Genomic DNA, 1,994 nt, shown 5'->3' on the forward strand with positions numbered 1-1,994 from the left:
GAAATGCCATGAAAAACCTGCTTTTCTCCCTCGCCTTGCTCGGCGGCAGCGCGCTTGCCACGCCGACTGCCATCATCCACACCTCGATGGGCGACATCACCGTCGAGCTGGACGAAGACCGCGCTCCGGCGACGGTCGCCAACTTCCGCCGCTACGCCGAAGACGGCTTCTATAACGACACCATCTTCCACCGCGTCATCCCCGGCTTCATGATCCAGGGCGGCGGCCACACCGCCGACATGAAAGAAAAGCCGACGCGCGAGCCGATTGCCAACGAAGCGCACAACGGCCTGAAAAACGCGCGCGGCACCATTGCGATGGCGCGCACCAGCAACCCGCATTCGGCCACCGCACAATTCTTCATCAACCTGGTCGATAACGACGCGCTCAATCCTGGCGGTGCCGACCCTTACGGATACGCCGTTTTCGGCAAAGTGGTGAGCGGCATGAGCACTGTGGACGCCATCGCCAAGGTCAAAACCGGCGCCCGCCCGCCCTATGCAGACGTGCCGGAAAAAACCGTCACCATCCAGACCGTAGAAATCCTGCCCGAACCCAAAGAGGAAAAAGCCAAATGATCCGCTTCACCACCAACCACGGCGTCATCGACATCGAACTCGACTTCGACAAAGCGCCCATCACCGCGAAAAACTTCCAGCAATACGCGGAAGACGGCTTCTATAACGGCACCATCTTCCACCGCGTCATCCCCGGATTCGTTATCCAGGGCGGCGGCATGGAGCCGGGCATGGTCGAAAAAGACACACGCGAGCCGATTGCAAACGAAGCCGACAACGGCCTGAAAAACCTGCGCGGCACGCTGTCGATGGCGCGCACCAGCGACCCGCACAGCGCCTCGTCGCAGTTTTTCATCAACCTCGTCGATAACGGCTACCTCAACCACACCAGTAAAACCCAAGCGGGCTGGGGCTACGCCGTCTTCGGCAAGGTCGTCGCCGGGCTGGACGTGATTGACAAAATCGCCGCAGTCAAAACCGGGCGCAACGGGATGCACCGCGACGTGCCCACGGAAGACGTGATTATCGAGAAGACGGAAATTCTGTAAAACATCGCCCCTGTCAGCCACCGCCGACAGGGGCTTTTTACAGGGGCAGGTGGAAGTGGACCATCACCAGGGCCGTTGACAGACCTGATTTGATGCCAATGGGCAAAGGGCGCCGTTATGGCGCGGCAAGGACAGCTGATAACCGCCTCTTTCCCGAAGTATAGCCATCCACCGAAAGCCTCATACGGTGTTGCGTCGCCTCGCCGTACAAAAGCGTACTGTCTTCGGCGACGCGCCTTGTCTGAAACTTTCAGTGGATGGCTATAGTCTTGTGGATCGTCCACACCGGTAGCCCGTGGTGCGAAAGGTTCACCACCACGGGCAGGGCACAAAATGGGAACCCAAAATCAGGCCATCGGCAAGTCCAAAGGCGGGATGGCCACGAAGCGACTTGTCGTGCTCCCGCGTGGGGAGCGACCAACACCAACAACATCAACAACATCGCCGCCCTTGTTTCAATTCGCGCTCCCGCGTGGGGAGCGACGGGCTGGCTGTCATGGACGAGGCACAGTTTTACAAGTTTCAATTCGCGCTCCCGCGTGGGGAGCGACCAGCGATGCGGGCGTTACGGGTTTGGTAAATGGTGTTTCAATTCGCGCTCCCGCGTGGGGAGCGACAATCGGCGGTTTGAAAATGTTGCCGAATGTTGCAGTTTCAATTCGCGCTCCCGCGTGGGGAGCGACTTTTGTAGTGTGTGTGTTGGTAGAGTTTCAATTCGCGCTCCCGCGAGGGGAGCGACTTTTGTAGTGTGTGTGTGTTGGTAGAGTTTCAATTCGCGCTCCCGCGAGGGGAGCGACTGCGCCGGAGACGGCCAGCGCTGGCAGGACTGCGGTTTCAACTCGCGCTCCCGCGTGAGGAGCGACTTTCAAGGGCGGTGGTGTCCTAAAATGTATGCTGCCTCAAACAAATCCGTAATTGATATAGAAAA

General features: G+C 58.9%; 2 protein-coding genes. Both read left to right on the plus strand.

All coding sequences use genetic code 11. The features are described 5' to 3' along the window. Positions 1–8 precede the first annotated feature (8 nt). Entirely contained in the window at positions 9–578 is a 570-nt protein-coding gene (locus Q0349_RS07325; protein ID WP_366916291.1) for a peptidylprolyl isomerase, read from the plus strand. Next, entirely contained in the window at positions 575–1,066 is a 492-nt protein-coding gene (locus tag Q0349_RS07330; RefSeq protein ID WP_298080217.1) for a peptidylprolyl isomerase, read from the plus strand. Before Q0349_RS07325 ends, Q0349_RS07330 begins: the two co-directional genes overlap by 4 nt. The last annotated feature ends 928 nt before the right edge of the window (positions 1,067–1,994 follow it).

The sequence above is a fragment of the uncultured Cardiobacterium sp. genome, from assembly GCF_938028185.1.
GTDB lineage: Bacteria > Pseudomonadota > Gammaproteobacteria > Cardiobacteriales > Cardiobacteriaceae > Cardiobacterium.